The sequence below is a fragment of the Metaplanococcus flavidus genome, assembly GCF_042675885.1.
Classification (GTDB): Bacteria; Bacillota; Bacilli; order Bacillales_A; family Planococcaceae; genus Planococcus; species Planococcus flavidus.
In genome coordinates this window covers 139,797-156,296 of sequence record NZ_JBHTKI010000007.1, presented here as the reverse complement: position 1 = coordinate 156,296, position 16,500 = coordinate 139,797, and the positions used below count along the sequence as shown (strand labels likewise).

The 16,500-nt window shown below is 46.5% G+C and carries 18 protein-coding genes and 1 riboswitch; of the genes, 17 read left to right on the top strand and 1 reads right to left on the bottom strand.

The genetic code is table 11. The annotated features are described in order from the left end of the window. The first annotated feature begins 3 nt into the window (after positions 1-3). From comGC to gcvPB, 8 genes are all read left to right on the top strand, one after another. Complete coding sequence (gene comGC, locus ACFQ1X_RS04650; RefSeq protein ID WP_144840182.1) at positions 4-318, top strand: competence type IV pilus major pilin ComGC; 315 nt, start codon at positions 4-6, stop codon at positions 316-318. A gap of 26 nt (positions 319-344) precedes the next feature. Beyond that, complete coding sequence (locus ACFQ1X_RS04645) at positions 345-749, top strand: GspH/FimT family pseudopilin (RefSeq protein ID WP_144840183.1); 405 nt, start codon at positions 345-347, stop codon at positions 747-749. After that, entirely contained in the window at positions 718-1,038 is a 321-nt protein-coding gene (locus tag ACFQ1X_RS04640) for a hypothetical protein (protein ID WP_379081555.1), read from the top strand. Before ACFQ1X_RS04645 ends, ACFQ1X_RS04640 begins: the two co-directional genes overlap by 32 nt. After that, the gene (locus ACFQ1X_RS04635; RefSeq protein ID WP_144840184.1) at positions 1,026-1,475 is read left to right on the top strand and encodes a competence type IV pilus minor pilin ComGF; all 450 of its coding nucleotides are present in this window, start codon (positions 1,026-1,028) and stop codon (positions 1,473-1,475) included. The genes ACFQ1X_RS04640 and ACFQ1X_RS04635 overlap by 13 nt, the downstream gene beginning before the upstream one ends. A gap of 207 nt (positions 1,476-1,682) precedes the next feature. After that, positions 1,683-2,204 carry a shikimate kinase gene (locus ACFQ1X_RS04630; protein ID WP_144840185.1) on the top strand — a complete coding sequence of 174 codons (522 nt, stop codon included), beginning with the start codon at positions 1,683-1,685 and terminating at the stop codon, positions 2,202-2,204. Positions 2,205-2,336: 132 nt separating this feature from the next. Then, positions 2,337-2,428, top strand: a riboswitch (glycine riboswitch). Between the two features lie 141 nt (positions 2,429-2,569). Continuing rightward, positions 2,570-3,667 (top strand): glycine cleavage system aminomethyltransferase GcvT, encoded by a 1,098-nt coding sequence (gene gcvT / locus ACFQ1X_RS04625; protein ID WP_144840186.1) that lies wholly within the window; start codon positions 2,570-2,572, stop codon positions 3,665-3,667. A 27-nt stretch (positions 3,668-3,694) separates the two neighbouring features. Beyond that, positions 3,695-5,041 carry an aminomethyl-transferring glycine dehydrogenase subunit GcvPA gene (gene gcvPA / locus ACFQ1X_RS04620; RefSeq protein WP_144840187.1) on the top strand — a complete coding sequence of 449 codons (1,347 nt, stop codon included), beginning with the start codon at positions 3,695-3,697 and terminating at the stop codon, positions 5,039-5,041. Next, on the top strand, positions 5,034-6,497 hold the full coding sequence (gcvPB, locus tag ACFQ1X_RS04615; RefSeq protein ID WP_144840188.1) for an aminomethyl-transferring glycine dehydrogenase subunit GcvPB: 1,464 nt from the start codon (positions 5,034-5,036) through the stop codon (positions 6,495-6,497). The genes gcvPA and gcvPB overlap by 8 nt, the downstream gene beginning before the upstream one ends. Before the next feature lie 103 nt (positions 6,498-6,600). On the opposite strand, the gene ACFQ1X_RS04610 is transcribed toward gcvPB, so the two are convergent. Further along, positions 6,601-6,984, bottom strand: a complete 384-nt coding sequence (locus ACFQ1X_RS04610; protein ID WP_144840189.1) for a rhodanese-like domain-containing protein — start codon at positions 6,982-6,984, stop codon at positions 6,601-6,603. A gap of 484 nt (positions 6,985-7,468) precedes the next feature. Here ACFQ1X_RS04610 and ACFQ1X_RS04605 point away from each other — a divergent pair, with 484 nt between their 5' ends. The 9 genes from ACFQ1X_RS04605 (at position 7,469) to folD (ending at position 16,457) form a co-directional block, all read left to right on the top strand. Beyond that, positions 7,469-10,027 (top strand): vitamin B12-dependent ribonucleotide reductase, encoded by a 2,559-nt coding sequence (locus ACFQ1X_RS04605; protein WP_144840190.1) that lies wholly within the window; start codon positions 7,469-7,471, stop codon positions 10,025-10,027. A gap of 369 nt (positions 10,028-10,396) precedes the next feature. Further along, a complete protein-coding gene (aroQ, locus tag ACFQ1X_RS04600) occupies positions 10,397-10,837 on the top strand; it encodes a type II 3-dehydroquinate dehydratase (protein WP_144840191.1) in 441 nt (146 codons plus the stop codon). Further along, positions 10,834-11,901 (top strand): M24 family metallopeptidase, encoded by a 1,068-nt coding sequence (locus ACFQ1X_RS04595; RefSeq protein ID WP_379081548.1) that lies wholly within the window; start codon positions 10,834-10,836, stop codon positions 11,899-11,901. The genes aroQ and ACFQ1X_RS04595 overlap by 4 nt, the downstream gene beginning before the upstream one ends. 16 nt (positions 11,902-11,917) lie before the next feature. Next, positions 11,918-12,478 carry an elongation factor P gene (gene efp / locus ACFQ1X_RS04590; protein WP_144840193.1) on the top strand — a complete coding sequence of 187 codons (561 nt, stop codon included), beginning with the start codon at positions 11,918-11,920 and terminating at the stop codon, positions 12,476-12,478. Positions 12,479-12,707: 229 nt separating this feature from the next. Continuing rightward, a complete protein-coding gene (accB, locus tag ACFQ1X_RS04585) occupies positions 12,708-13,205 on the top strand; it encodes an acetyl-CoA carboxylase biotin carboxyl carrier protein (protein ID WP_144840194.1) in 498 nt (165 codons plus the stop codon). A gap of 17 nt (positions 13,206-13,222) precedes the next feature. Continuing rightward, positions 13,223-14,572, top strand: a complete 1,350-nt coding sequence (gene accC, locus ACFQ1X_RS04580) for an acetyl-CoA carboxylase biotin carboxylase subunit (RefSeq protein ID WP_144840220.1) — start codon at positions 13,223-13,225, stop codon at positions 14,570-14,572. 14 nt (positions 14,573-14,586) lie between these two features. Further along, on the top strand, positions 14,587-14,985 hold the full coding sequence (locus ACFQ1X_RS04575) for an Asp23/Gls24 family envelope stress response protein (protein WP_144840195.1): 399 nt from the start codon (positions 14,587-14,589) through the stop codon (positions 14,983-14,985). A gap of 206 nt (positions 14,986-15,191) precedes the next feature. Beyond that, positions 15,192-15,581 carry a transcription antitermination factor NusB gene (gene nusB, locus ACFQ1X_RS04570; protein ID WP_144840196.1) on the top strand — a complete coding sequence of 130 codons (390 nt, stop codon included), beginning with the start codon at positions 15,192-15,194 and terminating at the stop codon, positions 15,579-15,581. Positions 15,582-15,596: 15 nt separating this feature from the next. Continuing rightward, a complete protein-coding gene (gene folD, locus ACFQ1X_RS04565; protein ID WP_144840197.1) occupies positions 15,597-16,457 on the top strand; it encodes a bifunctional methylenetetrahydrofolate dehydrogenase/methenyltetrahydrofolate cyclohydrolase FolD in 861 nt (286 codons plus the stop codon). Positions 16,458-16,500: the final 43 nt, after the last annotated feature.

Here is a 16,500-nt window from a genome sequence, read left to right as displayed (position 1 = left end):
AGAATGAAACGATTAAAAAGCCAAAGAGGGTTCACCCTGATCGAAATGCTGATAGTCATGCTGATCATCACAGTGCTCATTGCCATTGCGATTCCGAATGTTTCAAAACAGACATCTGCAGTAGACGAAAAAGGTTGCAAAGCATTTGTACAGATGGTCCAGGGCCAGGTGGAATCATTCCGAATGGATGAAAAGAAGGTTCCGACGCTGGAAGAATTGGTGTCAGAAGGTTACCTGAAAACGGGTGAGACAGATTGTCCGAACGGGGAGGTTGTAAGTATTTCTGTAGAAGGTGTCGTAACATCGGCGAAACCCTGAATAAAAAAGACAGTGGTTTCACGCTGATGAAAGTGGTTTTGGTGCTGGCCATTCTGATGGTGGGCCTCAGCATCGGTTTGCCGGCATATCATCAGATTTCAGTCCAGCAAGAGGAGGAGCGTTTTTTTCAGCTTCTCAGAAACGATATTTATCATGCACAAAGCGAAGCTTACCGCTTGAATACAACGGTTACGCTGGTCTTTCAGTCTGATTTGGGCTTTTACAATGTCACACCGAGCATCAAAACATCTCTCGCAAAACGGAAGATACCTCTTTCTGTTACGTTGAATCGATTAAGCAACCTGAAAGAAATCGCTTATTGGCCGACGGGTTCTGTGGTCGCTTCGGGCACGCTGCGCTTCAATACCAGCAGCGGGGAAAAGCGGGTGATTGTCCATCTTGGCAAAGGGAGGGTGGTTTTCTCTGAATGAAAAAGGGGTATCCTGGGCTGAAACAATGCTCAGCCTGCTGATTATTTTCATGCTTTTTGGCACATTGCTGCCGCTCATGCAAAAAATGCATCAGACCTTGGATGATAAGCAATTACGTACAATAGCCTTTGAGACGATGCATGAAGCGGCCAAAACAATACAGGCGACCGGCAAAGATTTCGGCACTCGGACAGTCAATAGCACGGTCTTTTCATGGGAGTACGGCACTAAATTATGTGTGGATTATGAAAACTACAGACACCTGCCGGAGACAATATGCGCAGAGTGACCAGCAGGCAGACTTTATCGACACAACAGGGGTACGTTTATTACAATGTACTGCTTGACCTGCTTTTGGTCGCAGCCCTCATGCCGCTCATCATCCTGTTTTATATGTACACGGCCAATTACATGGAAGATTTGGAAGCGGGGAAGATCGAATGGCGTCTTTTCTCGACAGAGCTTCAAGCTTATCTGCACTCTGTCGATTCTATTCAGATTACCCATGGCAATACAGGGTTGCGCGTAGTACAGGCGGGGGTTGAATACGATATCGAAGTTTATGGTTCCTTCATCCGAAAGCAGAAGTTCAATCAGGGCCATGAAATTATGATGACAGGGATCAGCCAGTGCAGTTTTCAGTTGGAAGGTGATGTGTTGAAAATTACGGCAGTGCTGCTGAGTGGTTCAGAAGAGAGGTACGAGTATGCCATTACAGGTCCTTAAGTCGGAAAGGGCAGCGGTTTATCCGATCACTCTCATTTTTTTCATTTCTGCATTAATGGTCATGTCGCACGCCGGAGTCTTGTACGGGCAGCATTTTAAAACGTACGATGCATTGGAAAATATGCACCGGCATGCTACTATACAACTACTGGCAGAAATCGAGAAAAATAAAATACCTGAGTGATTAGGGTAGTATCGGGTGGTAGGATGAAAAGAATTTATTTGGTTGGGTTTATGGGATGCGGTAAAAGTGCGGTAGGCAGACGGCTCAGTTTTTTGCTGAAAATGCCTTATTACGATATGGACAAGGAAATTTCAAGGCAGAATGGCATGGCTGTCGCTGAAATTTTCGATAAACATGGGGAAGCGTATTTCAGGGAACTGGAAACGCAATTTCTGCAAAATTTGAAAGACGAGGATTGCATCATTTCTACGGGTGGCGGTGTGGCTATAAGGGAAATAAACCGTAAAATCATGCGCCGGACAGGGTTGGTGCTGTTTCTGGATGCACCGTTCCGTGAAATATGGCGAAGGATTCATAAAGATCCCCGACGCCCGATTGTCGTGAATTCGACAAAAGAGCAGATTGAATCTCTTTACCAAGCCCGCTACCCGCTTTACAAAGCGGCTGCCCATATTACGATACGGACAGAATTCCGCTCGCTCCGACAAATAACACAATATGCAGCATTTCAAGTGAATCGCTTAAAAGGCGAACGTAAAAAATAAAATTACGCCAAACGTTCGTCTTTCGCTAGTGTACACAAAATAGATTGCGCTTACCTTCCAATAATGTTAGGATATAGACGAAGTTATATGATATTAATATAACGCTATGGACCAAACATTTGATTTGGGCGGATGAAAGCATGGGGAGAGAACGCGAAAGCGTCGCCGAAGGAGCAAATGGCAAAAGCCATGAATCTCTCAGGCAAAAAGACTCGTGCCGGACGCATCTCTGGAGAACGCTGCATGGCAGCTACCAAAGAGGAAAACCGTAACGGTAAACTTTCAGGTTCCAGGACAGAGATTTCCCTTCAATGGGAAATCTCTGTCCTTTTTTTATGGAAACTGTTAAATGAGGAGGAAGATGAATGGGAGAATTACAACGAACACCTTTATTTGAGTCATACGCTGAGTATGGCGGAAAAACAATCGATTTCGGTGGCTGGGAATTGCCTGTGCAGTTTTCAAGCATCAAAGAAGAGCACGAAGCTGTGAGAACCAAAGCCGGTCTTTTCGATGTATCGCATATGGGCGAAATTTTGGTTTCCGGTCCGAATAGTTTGGAATTCCTTCAGAGCCTGCTGACGAATGACATTTCCAAAATCAAGGACGGGCAAGCTCAATATACGGCAATGTGCTATCCGGACGGAGGGACGGTCGACGACCTGTTGACTTACCGTTTTGACGAAGAACATTATATGCTGGTCGTCAATGCCTCGAATATCGAGAAGGATTTTGAGTGGATGCAAAAGAATGCGATTGAAGGAGTCACTCTGGAAAATGTTTCAGATCAATATGGTTTACTCGCATTGCAGGGACCGCTCGCTGAAACAGTTCTTCAACGCTTGACCGACGAAAATTTGTCCGATATCAAACCTTTCCGATTTAAAAAGGACGTTGTAATTTGCGGTCATCCGGTTGTCATTTCACGCACCGGCTATACCGGGGAAAACGGATTTGAGATTTATGCTTCTCCTGAAGCTTCCATAGCGTTATGGGCTGAAATCTTAAAAGAAGGCAAAGAGGACGGCGTTATTCCGGCCGGACTTGGCGCACGTGATACATTGCGTTTCGAAGCTTGTCTGGCGCTGTACGGACAGGAATTGTCGAAAGACATCACTCCGCTGGAGGCCGGCATCAACTTTGTCGTTAAATTGGCGAAGGAAGATTTCATTGGAAAAGAGGCACTTGCCGCACAAAAAGAGGACGGGATTCCGCGCAAGCTGGTCGGTATTGAAATGATTGACAAAGGCATTCCGCGCCATGGATATTCCGTGTACCTGAATGATGAAAAAATTGGTGAAGTAACAACCGGCACTCAATCTCCAACATTAAAGAAAAACATCGGCCTTGCTCTGGTATCGGCGGAATATGCTGAAATCGGCAAAGAACTGGAAGTCGAAATCCGCAATAAACGACTGAAAGCAGTAACAGTCGAAACGCCATTCTATAAACGCAGCAATTAATTCTATTTAAAAAGGGGACAGCAATCGATGAAACATCGCTATTTACCAATGACGCCGCAAGATGAAAAAGCAATGCTCGATACAATTGGCATCCAGTCCATCGATGAGTTATTCGCAGATATTCCGGAAAAAGTCCGTTTTAAAGGCGAATATAACATCAAACCTGCAAAATCAGAGTCATCGCTGACAAAAGAGTTGTCGCAATTGGCTGCCAAAAACGCGGATTCAAATACTTATGCTTCCTTCCTGGGTGCTGGTGTCTACGACCACTATAAACCGATTATCGTGGATCACGTAATATCGCGTTCCGAGTTCTATACAGCCTACACTCCTTATCAGCCCGAGATTTCTCAGGGTGAATTGCAGGCGATTTTTGAATTCCAGACCATGATCAGCGAATTGACGGGCATGGAAATTGCCAACTCTTCGATGTATGACGGCGGAACAGCGCTTGCTGAAGCGGGCATGCTGGCTGCCGGCCATACACGCCGCAAAAAAATTCTTGTATCCCGTGCAGTTCATCCGGAATCGCGTGATGTTGTCCGTTCTTATGCACTTGGACAGTCCATCGCAGTGGAAGAAATTCCATTGAAAGACGGCCACACGGATCTCGAAGCGTTGAAAGAAATGATCGATGACAATACAGCTGCAGTGATGATCCAGTATCCGAACTTCTTCGGCCAGGTGGAAAACCTGAAAGAAATCGAGCCGATCGTTCACGGAGCCGGCGCATTGTTCGCGGTATCATCAAACCCGCTGGCTCTTGGCGCTCTTACGCCTCCAGGCAAGCTTGGCGCGGATATCACAGTTGGTGATGCGCAGCCATTCGGCATCCCGGAAGCATTCGGAGGCCCTCATTGCGGTTATTTTGCAGTCACTAAAGCCTTAATGCGAAAAGTACCAGGACGTCTTGTCGGTGAAACGACAGATGAAGACGGACGCCGCGGTTTTGTTCTGACCCTTCAGGCAAGAGAGCAGCATATACGCCGCGATAAAGCCACCTCGAATATCTGTTCGAACCAGGCATTGAATGCGTTGGCCGCTTCTGTTGCCATGACGGCGCTCGGCAAGGAAGGCACTAAAGAAATCGCCATCCAGAACATCACAAAAACTCATTATATGAAACAGCAATTGGAGCGCGCCGGTTTTGAAATCGCTTTTAAAGGCGCACATTTCAATGAAATTGTCGTTAAAACAGATTCTCCAGTCAAAAAGCTGAATGCATCCTTATTGCAAAAAGGGATGATCGGCGGCTATGATCTCGGTTTGAGCTACGAAGAATTCAGTGGACACGTGCTGGTTGCCGTTACCGAGCAGCGCACGAAAGAAGAAATCGATGCATTCGTGCAGGAAATGGGGGCTACTCATGCATAAAGACAACCAACCACTCATTTTTGAAATGACTAAAGAAGGCCGCGTCGGCTACAGCCTGCCGGAACTCGATGTTCCTGAAATCGACCTTGCTGATCTATTGCCGGAAGGCCTGCTCCGCGAAGAAGCTGCGGACCTGCCGGAAGTTTCCGAACTGGACATCATGCGCCATTACACGGCGTTGTCGAAGCGCAACCACGGAGTCGACTCCGGTTTTTATCCGCTCGGCTCCTGCACAATGAAATACAACCCGAAAATCAACGAATCGGTGGCCCGCTATTCCGGCTTTGCCAATATCCATCCGTTGCAGGATGAATCCACTGTCCAAGGTGCAATGGAATTGATGTATGACCTCCAGGAACACCTGAAGGAAATTACGGGCATGGATGAAGTGACTCTTCAGCCGGCCGCTGGCGCCCACGGCGAGTGGACAGGATTAATGATGATCCGTGCTTTCCATGAAGCGAATGGCGACATGGATCGCACAAAAGTCATCGTTCCCGATTCCGCACATGGAACAAACCCTGCTTCTGCAACCGTAGCCGGATTTGAAACCGTGACGGTTAAATCGAACGAGCATGGCCTTGTCGACCTGGAAGATTTGCAGCGCGTAGTCGGGCAGGATACAGCTGCCTTGATGCTGACGAATCCAAACACACTGGGCCTTTTCGAAGAACAGATTCTGGAAATGGCTGCCATCATCCATGAAGTTGGCGGCAAGCTTTATTATGACGGTGCCAACCTCAACGCGGTTATGTCAAAAGCACGCCCGGGAGATATGGGCTTTGACGTGGTCCACTTGAATCTCCACAAAACGTTTACCGGCCCTCACGGCGGTGGCGGACCGGGATCAGGTCCTGTAGGCGTCAATAAAGATTTATTGCCGTATCTGCCAAAACCGATTCTCGTTAAGAACGGCGACGTATTCTCGTTTGACTATGACCGCCCGCAGTCAATCGGCCGTGTGAAACCGTTTTACGGCAACTTCGGCATCAACGTGCGCGCATACACTTATATCCGTTCTATGGGGCCGGACGGCTTGAAAGCTGTAACCGAATATGCCGTTTTGAACGCCAACTATATGATGCGCAGATTGCAGCCGCATTTTGACCTGCCGTATGACCGCCATTGCAAACACGAGTTTGTCCTGAGTGGCCGCCGCCAGAAAAAAATGGGTGTGCGCACCCTGGATATGGCAAAACGTCTGCTCGATTTCGGTTACCATCCACCGACAATCTACTTCCCGATAAATGTGGAAGAAGGCATGATGATCGAACCGACGGAAACAGAATCGAAAGAAACGCTTGATGCCTTCATCGATGCAATGATCCAGATTGCACGTGAAGTGGAAGAGAATCCGGAAATCGTCCAGGATGCACCTCACACCACGGTCATCAAACGCCTCGACGAAACAAAAGCGGCACGCAAACCCGTGTTGCGCTACCATAAAGCTGAATAACAGAAAAAATGCCTGGAAGCAGATTTTGCTTCCAGGCATTTTTGCTATTGCGCAATGAATTTTTTTTGAAAAAAAACTCTTCCATGAAGGAAGAGCTTGTGGTTTAGGATTTTGATCTGATTTTTCCGGTCCATTGCTTGAAACCGCCTTGCAATTGATAAATCTGGTCATAACCCTGTTTTTTCAGGTAAATCGCTACCCGGCCGGCGCGTGCGCCGTTCTGGTCATACAGATAGACCGGTTTGTCAGAGCGGATTTCCTTATGGCGCTGTTTTAACTGGGTTTGTGGAATATTACGCGCTCCAAGAATATGTCCTGCAGCGAAATCTTTGGGTTCGCGAACATCAATGAGCTGGGCTTTCCGGTAACCTTCGATGAACTGTTCCTGCGTCAGCGGCGTGACGGCTTTTTTCATGCGGAAATACGATACCAGTGCATAAACGATAATCGCAAAAAGGATTGCGGCGATAAAATACAAGAATTCCAATGGTCTTTCCCCTTTCTATTCTTTCTTCATTATAAGAGAAGATGGTTCTTGAATTCAATGGCAATATTCCATGCAACAATGAAAAAGAGGCGATGTTGTGAAAATTCATTGCTACGGACACAAATCCATCTTGATGAAAATTTATCATTGCTTTAGTTTTTAATGGGCAGGGAGGAATGGGGAAACAAGAAAAACTGCCCGTCGGACTTCAAAAACATAAAATATCCATGCGAGTTGAACGAGGTGTCAACAAGAAAAGATCTATGGAATTTTACCCTGAAAAGGGATGGTGCAAATAATATCACTTTTGACTCATTTTTTTTATTTCGGACTGTAAAAAGCTTGTCATTGCAGAGTTTGCCATCAAACGAGTTGGAGAATCAAAATTTTGTTATGGAAAGGAGTTTCAACATATAGTATCATGGGAACAGTATAAATACTATATATTGTGTTTACCCCTATAATACAAAGGAGGATTTGTCAAATGGTTTCTGCAACTAAATCTGTTTTTACGTTAAATCCTGAAGCTCTGAACAGGGACATCGAGCAATTTTCACAAGTACATCCGATTACACCGGACATGACGACAACACATAAAGGAGTTTCGCGGCTGGTCATGATCGATCGTTACTCTTTCAAAGATACCGAGAAGAAAACATTGAAGGCTGGAGATTTTGTCGTTCTGACAGTAAAAGAAGATCCGAAATTCCCGGCACGTGGTCTTGGGTTTATTGTTTCAGTGAATAAGCAAGCCAATCAGGCAGAAGTCTGGATCGAGGAAGATTACCGCAGCGCGATTGACAACCAGGAAGATCTGGAGAATGGCATTGTTGTAAAATCCCTTGACGTTATCGAAAAACCACTTGAAGTCTACTATGAACAAATTGCCAAACGGAATGCGACGGGGCTTGCATCTGTTGAAAAAACAGAGGAAAAACGGCAGGAATGGTTTGCGAAGTTTTATGAGCAGCTTGTGGGTCTTAAGTTCATTCCTGCAGGCCGCGTTCTATACGGAGCGGGCGCCGATACGGATGTTACATATTTTAACTGTTATGTAATGCCGTTCGTGGCAGATTCCCGCGAAGGAATTTCCGACCATCGCAAACAAGTAATGGAAATTATGAGCCGTGGCGGCGGAGTGGGGACAAATGGTTCGACTTTGCGTCCACGCAATACATTGGCGCGCGGTGTTAACGGTAAATCTTCAGGTTCGGTTTCCTGGCTCGACGATATCGCGAAACTGACACACCTTGTTGAACAGGGCGGATCGCGACGTGGAGCTCAGATGATCATGCTGGCAGACTGGCACCCGGATATCGCAGAATTCATTATCTCCAAAATGCAGAATCCGCGGATCCTCCGTTATTTGATCGAGAATACCGAAGACGAGACAATCCGGAAACTGGCTAAAGATAAATTGAAATTCAAGCCGTTGACAGAACTGGAAGAAGCAATGTATCAAGGAGTTCTGAACTACCGGACAATTCCTGGCATGGGTGGATTCAATGAAAAAATCATGCGTGATGCGGACACGAAACTTCGTGACGGCGGAACGTACTCTGTTCATAACGAAGAATTTCTTACAGGAGCAAACATTTCTGTAACATTGACGAGTGATTTTATGGAAGCTGTTGAAAAGGACGCTGATTTTGATCTGCGTTTCCCGGCTGTAGAATCTTATTCAAAAGAAGAAATGGCAATATACAACGAACAATGGCAGGAAGTCGGCGATGTGCGTGATTGGGAGCGTTTAGGCCATAAAGTCCGCACTTACCGCACAATGAAAGCACGTGATTTGTGGAATCTCATCAATGTTTGCGCCACTTATTCTGCAGAACCCGGCATATTCTTCATTGATAACGCCAATGAAAAAACAAATGCAACAGCCTATGGCCAAAAAGTGGTGGCGACCAACCCGTGCGGCGAACAACCACTGGCCCCTAATTCAGTTTGTAACCTGGCGGCTGTCAACCTGGCAAGATTTGCAGATCCGAAAACGAAGACGGTCGATTTTGAAGCCCTGAAAGAAACGGTTCGCGTAGGTGTCCGCATGCAGGACAATGTAATAGACGCAACCCCTTATTTCCTTGAAGAGAACCGCCTTCAGGCATTAGGGGAACGCCGCGTCGGCCTCGGTGTCATGGGTCTCGCTGACCTGTTGATTTATTGTGATAAAGAATATGGATCGCCGGAAGGCAATGAACTTGTCGACCAGCTCTTCAAGACTATTGCTGCAGCAGCTTATGAAGTTTCGACAGAATTGGCGGCCGAACGTGGAAGCTTCCCATTCCTTGAAGGGGAAACGGAAGAAGAGACGGCAGCTCTCCGAAAAGCATTTACTGAAACAGGCTTTATGCGTGGAATGCCGGAAGAGATCCGTGAAGGCATTTTGGCAAACGGAATCCGCAATTCGCATCTGTTGACGGTTGCACCGACTGGTTCCACTGGCACGATGGTAGGCGTCTCCACAGGGCTTGAGCCATATTATTCATTCACATACTACCGCAGTGGACGCCTTGGCAAGTTCATCGAAGTCAAAGCGGATATCGTCAGTGAGTATCTGAAAAACAATCCGGAAGCCCGCGAAGACGATCTTCCGAAAGCTTTCATTACATCAATGGAGTTGGCACCGGAAGCTCACGCTGATGTGCAATGCATCATCCAGCGCTGGATCGATTCATCGATTTCAAAAACCGTCAATGCACCGCGCGGCTATACAGTCGAACAGGTGCAAGGCGTCTACGAACGACTTTATAAAGGCGGAGCGAAGGGCGGTACGGTTTATGTTGATGGCAGCCGTGACTCCCAGGTTCTTACTTTGAAAGCGGAAGAAAATACGTTTGAAGATGAAGCACCTGAAGAAGTTCAGACTAAACGCCCGATCGTATTGATCGACACAATCCAGGATCTGCGTTCGACGAATGTCACCATCGGTTCAGAAGTGGGCGATACATGCCCGGTATGCCGCAAAGGGACAGTCGAAGAAATGGGCGGTTGCAATACCTGCACAAATTGTGCGGCGCAGTTGAAATGTGGACTATAAATTAAAAACGAAAAAGCGGGAGCCAAGCGTGGCCGAAGATCTTCCGGCCGGCGCTTTGCGACGAAGCTAGCGAAGCGATGCAACGCACTTTCATGTCCCGAAGCTAGCGCAGCGTTGCAGGGACAGAGACAGGAGCATGGGTTTCAGGAAAGCGAACCTGTTTCGCGTAATATCGGTTTTCATTTTTCATTCTCAATTAAGTTGTAAAGCGGAAGCCTTAGCTTCCGCTTTTATTTATTTGCGAACTTATTTATGGCAACCGCAACCAAAATTCAAGTTATACCCGGCTCCCCATTTTCCTTCTTATAGTTGCTCGATTCTGCTCGTATGATAAAATAATGAAGAAGTTATCGACAGGGAGTGGAGAAGATGCGCGTTTTGATACTGAATGGCCCCAATCTGAACCGTCTTGGCAAGCGGGAGCCGGATGCATACGGCACATTTACACTTGCCGAACTGGAACATGAGCTTGAACAATTCGCATTCGATCACGGCATTGAGCTGACATGCAGCCAGTCGAATCATGAAGGCGAAATCATTGATTGGCTTCAGCAGGCAGAACGCCAGGATCTTGATGGGGTGGTTTTAAACGCCGGTGCTTACACGCATACGAGCATTGCCATTCGGGATGCCATCGCTTCCATTAACGTACCTGTTATTGAAGTACATATTTCAAATGTTTATAAACGCGAGGACTTTCGCCACCATTCCTTTATAGCACCGGTTGCGGAAGGGCAGATCACCGGGTTTGGAAAAGACGTATATTTCCTGGGTCTGCATGCTTTGCTGTTACGAAATCAGAGAGGATGACTACATTGAAACTGCAAAAATTGCGAAACGAAATGGCTCAACAAAAAATTGAGGCATTCCTCATCACAAGCGAATTTAATCTGCGTTATATCACGGAATTTACCGGCTCATCAGGCCTTGCAATTGTTACACCGGAAAAAGCGCTTTTCATCACGGATTTCCGTTACACAGAACAGGCAGCAGAACAGTGCAAAGGTTTTGAAATCGTCCAAGCCAAAACCAATCTGCTGGAAGAAACGGCCCTTCAGGTAAAAGAATTGGGAGTGAAATCGCTCAGCTTCGAAAAAGATTTTGTTACATATTCATCATATGAACAATACAGAGAAAAGATGGAAGTGGAATTGGTACCGGTCAGTGGGGTCATCGAAAAAATCCGGATAATCAAAACAGAAGATGAAGTGGCAACCCTGAAAGCGGCTGCCAAAATCGCCGATGATGCTTTCGAATACATCTGCACCTTCATCAAGCCCGGCATGACGGAATTGGAGGTTTCAAATGAACTCGAATTCTTCATGCGCAAGCAAGGAGCTGAGTCTTCTTCTTTTGATATCATTGTCGCTTCGGGTTTCCGTTCAGCGTTGCCTCATGGCAGAGCTTCTGACAAAGTGATCGAATCCGGTGATTTTGTAACGATGGATTTTGGTGCTTTGTATAACGGCTATATCTCCGACATAACACGTACGGTTGCTGTAGGTGAACCGTCTGAAAAACTGAAGGAAATTTATCAAATTGTTTTGGAAGCACAGGAACTTGGCGTTGAGAAGATTGGTCCGGGAATGACTGGCTTTGATGCCGATGCGATCGGACGCGACCATATTAAGTCAAAAGGATATGGCGATGCATTCGGCCATTCAACAGGCCATGGCATAGGACTCGAAGTGCACGAAGCGCCGGGGCTTTCATCCAAATCGCAAGTCGTGCTGGAACCGGGAATGGCTGTAACCGTTGAACCGGGCATTTATTTACCGGGTATTGGCGGAGTGCGCATTGAAGATGATATACTGATTACCGAGTCCGGAAACGAAAGACTGACTAAATCGTCAAAAGAACTGCGCATTTTATAAAAACGGAGGAAATTATATGATTTCAGTAAACGATTTTAAAACTGGTGTAACAATCGAAGTGGATGGTGGCATTTGGCGCGTCATGGAATTCCAGCACGTAAAACCTGGTAAAGGGGCAGCATTCGTTCGTTCGAAACTGCGCAACCTGCGCACAGGCAGTGTGACTGAAAAAACATTCCGCGCCGGGGAAAAAGTGGCTAAAGCACAAATTGACAACAAAAAAATGCAGTATTTATATGCAAACGGTGATGTCCATGCATTTATGGATACCGAAACATACGACCAGATCGAATTGCCGGAAAAAAGCATTGAATATGAGTTGAAATTCCTGCAGGAAAATATGGAAGTTCAAGTTATTGAATTCCATGGAGAAGTTTTGGGCGTTGAATTGCCAAATACGGTTGTGTTGGAAGTTGTTGGTACAGATCCAGGGATTAAAGGGGATACGGCCAGCGGCGGAACGAAACCGGCTGTCCTCACTACAGGATTATCAGTTCAGGTGCCGTTCTTCATCAATGAAGGCGATCGCCTGATCATCAACACTACTGATGGATCATACGTTTCAAGAGCACAGTAGACAAAGAAAAGCGACAGCGCCCGTTAAGCTCTGAAAGGCATAAGGCAGAGCAGCGAAGTGGCCTTGGCCACGCAGCTGGGTTGACTTATGACCCGAAGAGCTGGGCCGCTGGAGTCTGGACAAAGAAAAGCGAAAACGCCCTCCTCCCATGGGGGGCCATTTTTTAAAAGGTTGATTTTGCAAAGTGAGTATCGGCCGAAAAAATATTCATACATAAGGGGAGTAGGACATTTTGAAAATACAGGAAATACGCGAAATCATAAAATTGGTGGACGGCTCATCAATCACTGAATTCAAATATGAAGCAGAAGGCATTAAACTCAAACTGAAAAAAGAAGATGGTTCTGCAGCTGCTGAACCATCAGCACCATCAGTTTCAGCGGCACCAACTCCACAAGCTTCCGCAGCACCAGCAGCGCCACAAGCACCAGTGGCGGAAGAAAAGGCATCGGAACAAACCAATGATTCTGACGCTGCAAATTCCGATATGCATAAAATCCTGTCTCCTATGGTCGGCACTTTCTATCAGTCGCCTTCACCGGAAGAAGCTGCATATGTGCAAGTGGGATCGAAAGTTTCTGCTGAACAGATCGTCTGCATCGTGGAAGCCATGAAACTCTTCAATGAAATTGAAGCGGAAGTTGATGGGGAAATTGCTGAAATTCTTGTAAAAGACGGACAACTCGTCGAATATGGCCAGCCTTTATTCCTCGTTAAAACAAACTGAGGAGGGGGGACATGACGATGAAAAAAGTATTGATTGCAAATCGCGGAGAAATTGCTGTGCGCATTATCCGCGCATGTAAGGAAATGGACATCGAAACAGTCGCGGTCTATTCCGAAGCTGATAAAGAGGCTCTTCATGTTGAGTTGGCTGATGAAGCCTATTGCATCGGTCCGAAACTTTCGAAAGACAGCTATTTGAACTTTTCGAATATCATCTCTGTTGCCAAACTAACCAATTGTGACGGCATCCATCCGGGCTATGGATTCCTTGCTGAAAATGCAAGTTTTGCTGAGTTGTGTGAGGAATGCGATATTATGTTCATCGGTCCAACGTCTGACGCGATTTCCAGAATGGGGACGAAGGATGTTGCCCGTGAAACCATGAGAAAGGCCGGCGTTCCTGTCGTGCCAGGTTCAACAGGAATCGTTGCCAGTGAAGAGGATGGATTGAAAATTGCCGAGAAACTTGGATTTCCGGTCATTATCAAAGCAACTGCAGGAGGCGGCGGAAAAGGGATCCGGGTGGCGAGAAGCCGCGAAGATTTCATCACCGGCCTTCGAATGACGCAGAAGGAAGCTGCTGCGGCTTTCGGCAATCCTGGTGTTTATATCGAAAAATTCATCGAAGATTTCCGTCATATCGAAATTCAGGTATTGGCGGATTCCCACGGCAATGCTGTCCATCTTGGAGAGCGGGATTGTTCAATTCAGCGCCGCATGCAAAAATTGGTTGAAGAAGCCCCTTCTCCTGCTTTGTCTCCTGAGCTTCGGGCTGAAATGGGCGATGCCGCAGTGAAAGCCGCATTAGCGGTGGATTACCGTGGTGCCGGAACAGTGGAATTCATCTTTGACGCAGTAAATCAGAAGTTCTATTTCATGGAAATGAACACCCGTATCCAGGTTGAGCATCCGGTAACCGAGATGATCACTGGTGTAGATTTGATTCAGCAGCAATTGCGTGTGGCTTCCGGTGAAACATTGAGCTTTGGCCAGGAAGACATCACATTCAAAGGCTGGTCCATCGAATGCCGCATCAACGCTGAAAATCCTGCGAAGAATTTCATGCCGTCTGCAGGCCGCGTGGATATGTATCTGCCGCCGGGCGGTATGGGCGTGCGCATCGATTCTGCTATGTATTCAGGTTACAGCATACCCCCATATTACGATTCCATGGTGGCGAAACTGATTACGTTTGCTGATACACGTGAAGAAGCAGTGGCCAAGATGAAACGGGCATTGGGAGAATTTGTCATCGAAGGCGTATTCACTACCATTCCCTTCCATTTGAAATTGATGGACCATGAAGTTTTCAAATCAGGTGATTTCAATACGAAATTCCTTGAAAAGTATGATGTGTTGAATTCCTAAGGAGGAGTGTCTTTATGGCTGAAAAAACGATTCCCTATGTAAAGGTCAAACCGACGAATAAACAGGACCTCGGCAATATTGAGGTGGCACCGGAAGTGCTTGAAATTATCGCCAGTATCGCTGCTTCTGATATCGAGGGAGTTGCAAGCATGCGCGGCAACTTTGCATCCGGGGTTGCAGAACGTCTGGGCAAAAAAGTGCACGGCAAAGGTGTGAAAACAGAGCTTGCCGCCGACGGTCTGATGATTGACGTCTACTGTGTTATCGATTATGGAGTTTCGATTCCGAAGACTGCTCAAAAAATTCAGACGCAAGTGCGTCAAACGCTTGAAAACATGACTTCACTGCAAACGCAGGAAGTGAATGTCCATGTCACGGGCATTCAGTTCGAATCACAGCAGATTATCGACTGAATAGAGTGCGGCCCAACACCAGAAGTAGTGTTGGCCGGCTTTTTTTATTCCGCACAAGCTGAAGGCTGGTAAACTAAAGGTGAGTCATGCGGGATAACATCCTTTTTTTACCGCTGCCGTTTTCCGAACATTTCAAACATGGAACTTCAGGTATATTATCTGTATAATGGGTGTTAATTAGCAGTGAAAAGGAGACCGGGTTTATTATGAAACGACATGAAGCACGCGAAAAAGCACTCCAGACTTTATTTCAGTTGGAGGGCACAGAATTGACGGTGGCAGAAGCGATCGAGCACGTTATGGACGGCAGCGACGATAATTTCTATAACCTGCTGGTCGAAGGCACCTATTCGAATATGGCGGCCATCGACGAAAAATTAAAAGGTCATCTTGAAAACTGGTCTCTTGAAAGATTGCCGAAAATTGAGCGCACGATTTTACGGATGGCTGTATTTGAATTGGCTTATATGGAAGATGCACCATCGCGCGTGGTCATGAATGAAGCGATCGAATTGAGCAAAACATTCGGTGATGATAAATCCAGCCGGTTTGTGAACGGGGTATTGTCGAAGTTTACCGATGAACTGGAAAATTAATCTGGGGGGATTCACTTGTCAGCGATCATTATCGATGGAAAAGCAACGAGCCTGAAACTTAAAGAACAGATTGGCCAACGTGTGCAATCATTAACTTCAAGAGGGATAATTCCGGGATTGGCAGTCGTATTGATCGGTGACAATCCGGCTTCCCATACATATGTCAAAAACAAAAAAAAGACCTGTGAATCACTCGGCATGCGTTCCGACCTTCTGCAATTTCCGGAAACGCTGAAAGAAGAGGAACTGCTGGAAGTGATAGAGGGATTGAACAAAGATCCGGAAATCCATGGAATTCTGGTTCAGCTTCCGCTTCCCGACCATATCGATGAATTCCAAGTGATTCTGGCGATTGAGCCTGACAAAGATGTGGACGGTTTCCATCCGGTTTCGGTCGGCAATATGATCATTGGCAGGGAAGCATTTCTTCCCTGCACACCACATGGCATCATCAAATTGCTGGAAGAATACAATATCGACCCCGCCGGCAAACATGCTGTAGTCATTGGCCGCAGCAATATAGTCGGTAAACCGGCCGGACAGCTCCTGCTCCAAAAGGATGCAACAGTCACATATTGCCATTCACGAACAGTCGGCCTGATTGATTACACACGCCAGGCGGATATTCTCATTTCCGCTGTCGGACGTGCGAAGTTTCTCGGAAAAGAGCATATCAAACCTGGTGCTGTCGTAATCGATGTCGGCATGAACCGAGATGAAAACGGCAACTTATGCGGAGATGTGGATTTTGAAGATGTGTTGGACAAGGCTTCCTATGTAACACCTGTTCCCGGTGGAGTCGGTCCGATGACCATTGCGATGCTGATGGAAAACACACTGCTTTCTGCTGAAAGAGGATTACCGGAGACAAAATGAGTCTGAACATGTAAAATAATAAGAAACAAAGCTGTTTTTCGAA

What these genes read in the sequence shown, in the direction of transcription:
- comGC (WP_144840182.1), top strand. Translation starts at nt 4, where the DNA reads ATGAAACGATTAAAAAGCCAAAGAGGGTTCACCCTGATCGAAATGCTG.
- ACFQ1X_RS04645 (WP_144840183.1), top strand. Translation starts at nt 345, where the DNA reads ATGAAAGTGGTTTTGGTGCTGGCCATTCTGATGGTGGGCCTCAGCATC.
- ACFQ1X_RS04635 (WP_144840184.1), top strand. Translation starts at nt 1,026, where the DNA reads ATGCGCAGAGTGACCAGCAGGCAGACTTTATCGACACAACAGGGGTAC.
- ACFQ1X_RS04630 (WP_144840185.1), top strand. Translation starts at nt 1,683, where the DNA reads ATGAAAAGAATTTATTTGGTTGGGTTTATGGGATGCGGTAAAAGTGCG.
- gcvT (WP_144840186.1), top strand. Translation starts at nt 2,570, where the DNA reads ATGGGAGAATTACAACGAACACCTTTATTTGAGTCATACGCTGAGTAT.
- gcvPA (WP_144840187.1), top strand. Translation starts at nt 3,695, where the DNA reads ATGAAACATCGCTATTTACCAATGACGCCGCAAGATGAAAAAGCAATG.
- gcvPB (WP_144840188.1), top strand. Translation starts at nt 5,034, where the DNA reads ATGCATAAAGACAACCAACCACTCATTTTTGAAATGACTAAAGAAGGC.
- ACFQ1X_RS04605 (WP_144840190.1), top strand. Translation starts at nt 7,469, where the DNA reads ATGGTTTCTGCAACTAAATCTGTTTTTACGTTAAATCCTGAAGCTCTG.
- aroQ (WP_144840191.1), top strand. Translation starts at nt 10,397, where the DNA reads ATGCGCGTTTTGATACTGAATGGCCCCAATCTGAACCGTCTTGGCAAG.
- ACFQ1X_RS04595 (WP_379081548.1), top strand. Translation starts at nt 10,834, where the DNA reads ATGACTACATTGAAACTGCAAAAATTGCGAAACGAAATGGCTCAACAA.
- efp (WP_144840193.1), top strand. Translation starts at nt 11,918, where the DNA reads ATGATTTCAGTAAACGATTTTAAAACTGGTGTAACAATCGAAGTGGAT.
- accC (WP_144840220.1), top strand. Translation starts at nt 13,223, where the DNA reads ATGAAAAAAGTATTGATTGCAAATCGCGGAGAAATTGCTGTGCGCATT.
- ACFQ1X_RS04575 (WP_144840195.1), top strand. Translation starts at nt 14,587, where the DNA reads ATGGCTGAAAAAACGATTCCCTATGTAAAGGTCAAACCGACGAATAAA.
- nusB (WP_144840196.1), top strand. Translation starts at nt 15,192, where the DNA reads ATGAAACGACATGAAGCACGCGAAAAAGCACTCCAGACTTTATTTCAG.